Here is a 6,658-nt window from a genome sequence, read left to right on the forward strand (position 1 = left end):
ACGGCGGGCGGAGGAGGCCGAAACCGTCAGGAAGTTATCCCGACTTTTTTACATCCATCTTTGAAAGGACGATTGCTATGAGAGAGAAAAACAACTTGCAGGAAATTTTGCTGACCAAGCTCCGCCGGGAGCGGCAACCCGTCACCGTGTTTTTGATGAATGGCTACCAGATGCAGGGAACCGTTTCTGCCTTCGATGCCTTCACCGTAGTCCTGGACAGTGATGGAAAACAGCAGATCATCTACAAGCACGCCATTTCTACCATTGTTCCAGCTCGTCCCATCCTGCTAGAACAAACAGAGTTTTGAGATTTCCGAGATAGAGAGGAGGGGCCTTTATGCCGAAATTGAAAGAAACCCCGGTCCAACGGATGGAGCGGGTGTTCAGAGCCGCAGTATTCTACGGCCTGGAGCGCAGGGCGGAAACGATTGACGACTTGGCAAAGCGGGCGCCGAATGCCCGGTCAACTACATATCGCCGAGTCAGGATACCAAGGACCTGTACCTTTGAAGAGGGACTATTTTATATCCCCAAGTTTTTAAACGACCGGCAACTTTGTGAAATGTGGGGTGTGGAATACCACGGTATCACACCGGAGGATGTGGCTGCGGTGATAGAAGGGAAGGACAAAAATATCTGAATCTTTTGAGCTATTAGAGTCCTTTGAGGTAGGTTGAGGCTGCGGTTATTTGGAAGCAAGGGAGGGAGGACAAGCCTTGAATACCTTCCTGTTTATGGGCGCATACGCCTGTATCATTGTGGCAATGGTTCTAATCATTTGGGATATATGGGATAGGAGGCGGAAAAAGTGAAGTACATTGAGGACGGACGCTCTCTGGTGGAGCGAAACCACGACGCTAGAGAATATTGCTATCAGTGCCGCCGGGAGCGTGAGGCACGCATGAACCGCATTGTGAGGCGGTGCCTGGTGGTGTCTAGCATGATCTTTATGTGCTCCCTGCTGGCAGGATTTATGTTTTGAGGAGGTAATCAGATGACACTGTATGAAATCGACAGCGCCATCCAGGCGCTAGTAGACCCTGAAAGTGGGGAATTGATGGACTATGATGCGTTCGCCGCCCTCCAAATGGAGCGGGAAGTAAAGTTGGAGAATATGGCCCTGTGGATCAAAAACCTGACTGCTGACGCAAAGGCCATCAAGGAGGAAGAAGTAGTTCTGAAGGAGCGTCGGCAGCGGACAGAGGCAAAGGCGGCCAGACTGAAAGACTATTTGCGTGAGGCTCTTTGTGGCGAGAAGTTTCAGACTGCCCGGTGTTCCATCAGCTACCGGAAGTCTACTGCCCTGGAAGTAGAGGATACCACCTCGTTGGCGGAATGGCTGGACAGTAATGGACACCCTGACATGGTGGTATATGCGGCTCCCTCGGTGGACAAGCGGGCTGTTACTGACCTACTTAAAGGAGGAGTTGATATCCCAGGGGCTGTGCTTGTGGAACGGACCAATATGCAGGTAAGGTGAGAAGATGGACAACATGGAAATTTTCAATTCCGTGCGGACAGTCCCTGAGTCTGCGAAAAAGCAAATCAATGGCGGACGGCTCAACGGTTTTACAGACATAAACCCCATGTGGCGCATCCAGTGCCTCACGGAGCGGTTCGGACCTTGTGGGATAGGCTGGAAGTACACCATCGAGCGCGAGTGGATGGAGCGGGGCGCAAACGATGAAGTGTCCGCTTTTATGGACATCATGCTCTACTACAAACAAAACGGTGAGTGGTCGGATGGAATACCAGGCACTGGCGGCTCCTCTTTCATCGCAAAGGAGCGCAACGGTCTGTATACCTCCGATGAGTGCTATAAGATGGCGCTTACTGATGCCATCGGGGTGGCGGCAAAGGCCCTCGGCATGGGTGCGGATGTCTACTGGGCCGCCGGCCGGAGCAAGTACGACACCATTCCAGTGTGCGCTTTATGCGGTAAAAGTATCAAAGGAATCCGAAAACAGGATGGGACAATCATTTCAGCATCTGATGCAGCTAGGAAGTCCATTGAGGCATATGGGCGGCCGATCTGTATCGACTGTGCCAGGAAGGAGCAGGATAGGGCCAATACCATGAATGAGGCTGTCCTGGAGGCCAGACACGGCGACGCAGGTGACCGCAGATGAGAGACAACCTGATGGACGAGCTGTGGCAGAAGTTCAAGATGCTGGATGCCGCCATTAAGGAGCTAAGGAGCCGAGGCTCCGCCTATGCCCAGGCGGAGCAGGACTATCGGGTAGAGCTGGCAAAATGCATCCTGCTGGAGCGGGATAAGGGAACACCTGTAACTATCATCTCTGACGTATGTCGGGGAGACCGTACCATCGCCGGTCTTAAATTCAACCGGGACGTTGCGGATGTAGTCTATAAATCAGCTTTGGAGGCTGTAAACGGATATAAGCTCCAGATTCGCATTCTGGACGCACAGATAGAAAGGGAGTGGGGCCATGCACCGGCAGACTAAAATGACGGACATCCCGGCCCGTGTCAAGGCCGCTGTGGCCGCGCGGGACTGCACCCACGGCCCCGCCACCTGTATCCTCTGCGGCGCTCCGGGAGGCCCCCACTGTCATGTGGTGCGCCGCTCCCAGGGCGGCATGGGGGTGGTGGAGAACATCGTTACCCTGTGCGGCCCCTGCCACTACGCTTTCGACGAGGGGCTGTTTATGGACCGTCTGCGGCCTCTGGGGTTCCATTCCCAGGCGGACATCAGGGCATACATCATCAACTATCTCAGAGGCTTTTATCCTGACTGGACCGAGGAGAAAGTGAGGTATCACAAATGGGGGTGAGACGGTGAGAACTTGGACGGACCGGGAAGTGTCCATACTTTTGGAAAACTATAACAAGGTATCAAATTCGGTGCTTATTAGTATGATCCCAGAAAAATCAAAGCAAGGAATCTATAAGAAAGCGTATAAACTCGGGCTTAGGAAAGATAAGAACATCGAATTTATAAACAGATCTGAGGCACGGAGGCGTGAAAACGCAAGCAACTGGAAAGGCGGAGTTAAATACACAGCAAAGGGATATCGGCAGGTCCTCGTGCCTGAGCATTTGAGGGCAGATGCAGGCGGATATGTTATGGAGCATATCTATGTGTGGGAAAAAGAGACTGGGGTTCCTGTTCCATCTGGATGCTGCGTTCATCATCTTAACGGGGATAAAACAGACAACAGAATTGAAAATCTATGCCTTATGTCTGTTGGCGCTCATACAGTATTTCACCATACCGGGACTCATCACTCAGAAGAAACAAAGGAAAAAATTAGAAGAAAGAGGCTTAAACATGCTGAATAAAATCGTGCTGCAAGGAAGACTCTCGAAAAATCCGGAGCTTCGCCACACTCAGGGAGGAAATCCCGTGGTCTCCTTCCGTCTGGCGGTGGACCGGGACTTTAAGGACAAGCAGACCGGCGAGAAAGCCATCGACTGGATAGACGTGGTGGCCTGGCGGAACACGGCGGAGTTTGTCAGCCGCTATTTTACTAAGGGACGTATGGCTGTTGTGGAGGGCCGGCTCCAGATGCGTGACTGGACGGACAAGGACGGCAACAAGCGCACCAGCGCGGAGGTGGTAGCCGACCATATCTACTTCGGGGACTCTCAGCGGAGCGGGGACACCTCCAACACCAGCGGGGACTACGGAGCGCCGGAGCCCCAGCAGGACGACTTTTCTGAACTGGCCGATGATGACGGAAAACTCCCGTTTTAAGGGGATGAGATAAGATGGCAAAGAACAAAGACCCCGCCGTTTTGTTCTACACATCCGATTTCCTGGGCGGGGCGGCTCTGATGAATATGAAGGAGCGTGGCCAGTACATCACCCTCCTGTGCCTCCAGAGGGAGCGGGGGCACATGACGGAGGGGGAGGTAGCCCGTGCGGTCGGGAGGCTGTCTGAGGAGGTCCGTGGGAAGTTTGAGACGGACGAGGACGGCAAGCTGTTCAACCGCCGCATGGATGAGGAGATCAAAAAACGGGAGGCTCACTCTCAACGGCAGAGAGAGAATGTGGCAAAGCGGTGGAATAAACAAAAGGATGACGATGGTATGTCCAGTGGTAATACCATGGTATTACCTTTAGGAAATGGAACATCATCATCGTATATAGATAACTTATCGTTAGAACAGGAAACATCCTCCGCACGCACGCGCGATGCCATCGCTACCGTCATGTCTGCGTACCTGGATAAAATCAACGCCAATCCGTCACAACAGAGCCTTGATGAGCTAAAGGGCTATGTGGAGCAGATGGGGCCGGAGTGCTGTCAAAGGGCGTTTGATATTGCCCTGGATGAGAAAAAAACGTCCTGGTCATATATCCGGGCGATCCTGCGAAATAAGCTGGCTCAAGGAGTTCGATGTTTATCCGACTGGGACGCGGTGGAAGACAAGCGGAAGGGGGAGGGAGAGGATGATTACTGGGCCAAATGACGCCCTGTTGTTCCGTCCTGAGTTCATAGACCCATCCCAGCCCACGGGGCTTTGGTGGGTACGGAACGCGGAGGACGTGGACGCAGTGAGGATCAACGCGGTGTGCAAATCGCTGACAGCACCCTGGTCTGAGGTCAACGGATGGACGGAGTGGCTGGCTCAGTTCCCGTATATCCTGCTGGCGATCCCACCTGGTGCCGCACAGGATGAGGCGGCGGAGCAGTTGACCGCGCGAGTGCCCATCCCGGTGATGGTACCAGCGCCACGTGACTTCCTGGGGTGCGAGACGGTGTGGTCATTGCGGGAGGAGGGCGGCCTGAAAGCCATTGACCGGCTGTTGCTCAACGCGGAGGAGCTGCCCACTCAAGGATTGCTCAACCTGGCGGATGTGGACACAACACAGCGGAAAAACGCCAAGCGGGTGGTGTCCGGTATCCCTGACCTGGACCGGGCCATTGGAGGCTTTGTAGGCGGAGAGCTGTCCGTCTGGACCGGAAAGCGTGGGGAGGGCAAGAGCACAATTCTGGGACAGATATTGTTAGACGCGGTGAACCAAAGCCATTGCGTCTGCGCCTACTCTGGGGAGCTTCCAAAGGAGCAGTTTAAACTTGGGCTGCTCCAGCAGGCGGCGGGTTATCTCCACACCCGGCGGCGGGAGGACCAACGGACGGGCCGAGTTATGTACGATGTTGAGGATCGGGTTATACTGGCAATCAACGAGTGGTGGGACAAGATGCTGTTTTTAACGGACATTCAGCAGAAGAATGCTCATGACGAGGACAACATTCTCAAACTTTTCGAGTATGCCAACCGGAGGTATGGGTGTGACACGTTTCTGGTAGATAACATCATGACGGCTGAACTAAAGAACGAGCAGCAAATTGGATTTTGGAGGGCGCAGTCCTCATTTGCCGGGAGGCTGGTGGCGTTTTCAAAGCGGCTGGATGTCCATGTGCATCTGGTGGCGCATCCCAGGAAAACGGACGGCCCGATTGAAGCGGACGATGTAGGTGGGAGCGCGGATATTACAAACCGGGCTGACAACGTGTTCAAGGTCGAGCGGGTACCGGAGGAGAAGGTGCGGGAGGTCGGATATTCTACACTCCTGACCGTGCTGAAGAATAGAGAGTTTGGAGCGAGGGATCGGGTGCGGCTTGATTACAACGAAGCGTCTAAGCGGTTCTACCAGGCTGATGGAAGCCCGTCAAAATGTTACACATGGGAGTTGAAGATGAAGAATGGATAGGGCACGAATAATGGAGCTGATAGAGGGAGAGATCAGACGGAGAGAGGCGCTGATTCAAGCCGGGACATTCTTCGCGGAAGACCATCGGGAAGTTGCGCAGGCGCTTCGAATTGTGTTGGAGGCATACAAGGCCCCGCCAGCAGTGGAAAATATCGTTATAGCCCAAGAGCCACTGCGTGAAAAGTGGTGGAGGAAAACATGCGGCTGATCATCCCGTTTTCTCTGCCTGGTCTCAACGAGTACATAGAAGCGGAACGGGGCCACCGGCAGAAGGGGGCAAAACTGAAACGGGATTGCCAGACATCGGTAATCATAGCTCTTAGACGTCAAATCAGAACGCCTTTGCGGGAGCCTGTGTTCATGCGATACCTCTGGGTGGAAAAAAACCGGAGGCGGGACAAGGACAACATCTCCAGCTTTGGCCGGAAGGTTATCCAGGACGCCTTAGTGAAGATGGGTGTTCTGAGGAATGACGGCTGGGAGAATATCGAAGGATTTTCTGACAGCTTCGCTGTGGACAAGGGAAAGCCAAGGATAGAGATCGAGATCGAGGAACCAGGAAAAAAACCATAGGAGGAGATATCGTGAAGGATGAGAAGGCCGCCCTGCTGGGCGACCACGAGGCGGCCAGACGGCTGACGGAGGCGGGGGTGCTGCTGCCGTGTATGTGCGGCGGAAAAGCCAGCATGGTTTGCTTTGAAAAGTGCGGAGTCCCGTCTGGGGATATGGGATATTTGGCAGCAATTAAATGCCAGGATTGCTGGATGGAACTGAGGCGGTGGGCATTGAGGAAGAAGTGGGCAGAAGCTTCCGCCCGCCTCGCCTGGAACACCCGCGCGCCGATCCTGAGTGCGGCGGAGATGGAGATGCTGGATGAAGCTACTTGAATTATTTGCAGGAACACGCTCTGTAAGTAAGGCGTTTGAAAAGAGAGGCCATCAGACGTATAGCATAGAGTGGGACAAGTCATTCCCG

At 53.9% G+C, this 6,658-nt stretch carries 14 protein-coding genes; all 14 read left to right on the plus strand.

Features of this window, described 5'->3' with window-relative positions:
- Positions 1-77 precede the first annotated feature (77 nt).
- The 14 genes from hfq (at position 78) to H8S11_RS12465 (ending at position 6,570) form a co-directional block, all read left to right on the plus strand.
- A complete protein-coding gene (hfq, locus tag H8S11_RS12400) occupies positions 78-308 on the plus strand; it encodes an RNA chaperone Hfq (RefSeq protein ID WP_186853330.1) in 231 nt (76 codons plus the stop codon).
- A 29-nt stretch (positions 309-337) separates the two neighbouring features.
- The gene (locus H8S11_RS12405; RefSeq protein WP_186853331.1) at positions 338-640 is read left to right on the plus strand and encodes a hypothetical protein; all 303 of its coding nucleotides are present in this window, start codon (positions 338-340) and stop codon (positions 638-640) included.
- Between the two features lie 168 nt (positions 641-808).
- A complete protein-coding gene (locus H8S11_RS12410) occupies positions 809-982 on the plus strand; it encodes a hypothetical protein (protein WP_186853332.1) in 174 nt (57 codons plus the stop codon).
- 12 nt (positions 983-994) lie between these two features.
- On the plus strand, positions 995-1,480 hold the full coding sequence (locus H8S11_RS12415) for a siphovirus Gp157 family protein (RefSeq protein WP_186853333.1): 486 nt from the start codon (positions 995-997) through the stop codon (positions 1,478-1,480).
- A 13-nt stretch (positions 1,481-1,493) separates the two neighbouring features.
- Positions 1,494-2,129, plus strand: a complete 636-nt coding sequence (locus H8S11_RS12420; protein WP_186853334.1) for a hypothetical protein — start codon at positions 1,494-1,496, stop codon at positions 2,127-2,129.
- Complete coding sequence (locus tag H8S11_RS12425) at positions 2,126-2,467, plus strand: hypothetical protein (RefSeq protein ID WP_186853335.1); 342 nt, start codon at positions 2,126-2,128, stop codon at positions 2,465-2,467. The genes H8S11_RS12420 and H8S11_RS12425 overlap by 4 nt, the downstream gene beginning before the upstream one ends.
- Before the next feature lies 1 nt (position 2,468).
- Positions 2,469-2,795: an HNH endonuclease gene (locus tag H8S11_RS12430; protein WP_186853336.1), complete on the plus strand. Its 327-nt coding sequence runs from the start codon at positions 2,469-2,471 to the stop codon at positions 2,793-2,795.
- A 40-nt stretch (positions 2,796-2,835) separates the two neighbouring features.
- Positions 2,836-3,303 carry an HNH endonuclease signature motif containing protein gene (locus H8S11_RS12435; RefSeq protein ID WP_186853337.1) on the plus strand — a complete coding sequence of 156 codons (468 nt, stop codon included), beginning with the start codon at positions 2,836-2,838 and terminating at the stop codon, positions 3,301-3,303.
- On the plus strand, positions 3,293-3,718 hold the full coding sequence (locus H8S11_RS12440) for a single-stranded DNA-binding protein (RefSeq protein WP_186853338.1): 426 nt from the start codon (positions 3,293-3,295) through the stop codon (positions 3,716-3,718). The genes H8S11_RS12435 and H8S11_RS12440 overlap by 11 nt, the downstream gene beginning before the upstream one ends.
- 14 nt (positions 3,719-3,732) lie before the next feature.
- Entirely contained in the window at positions 3,733-4,437 is a 705-nt protein-coding gene (locus tag H8S11_RS12445; protein ID WP_186853339.1) for a hypothetical protein, read from the plus strand.
- Positions 4,418-5,683, plus strand: coding sequence for a DnaB-like helicase C-terminal domain-containing protein (locus H8S11_RS12450; RefSeq protein ID WP_186853340.1), 1,266 nt, complete (start codon positions 4,418-4,420; stop codon positions 5,681-5,683). Before H8S11_RS12445 ends, H8S11_RS12450 begins: the two co-directional genes overlap by 20 nt.
- Positions 5,684-5,693: 10 nt before the next feature.
- Positions 5,694-5,891 (plus strand): hypothetical protein, encoded by a 198-nt coding sequence (locus H8S11_RS12455; protein WP_186853341.1) that lies wholly within the window; start codon positions 5,694-5,696, stop codon positions 5,889-5,891.
- Positions 5,882-6,256, plus strand: a complete 375-nt coding sequence (locus H8S11_RS12460) for a RusA family crossover junction endodeoxyribonuclease (protein ID WP_186853342.1) — start codon at positions 5,882-5,884, stop codon at positions 6,254-6,256. Before H8S11_RS12455 ends, H8S11_RS12460 begins: the two co-directional genes overlap by 10 nt.
- Before the next feature lie 11 nt (positions 6,257-6,267).
- Positions 6,268-6,570, plus strand: coding sequence for a hypothetical protein (locus tag H8S11_RS12465; protein ID WP_186853343.1), 303 nt, complete (start codon positions 6,268-6,270; stop codon positions 6,568-6,570).
- Positions 6,571-6,658: the final 88 nt, after the last annotated feature.

This window comes from Flintibacter hominis, assembly GCF_014287965.1.
GTDB lineage: Bacteria > Bacillota > Clostridia > Oscillospirales > Oscillospiraceae > Lawsonibacter > Lawsonibacter aceti.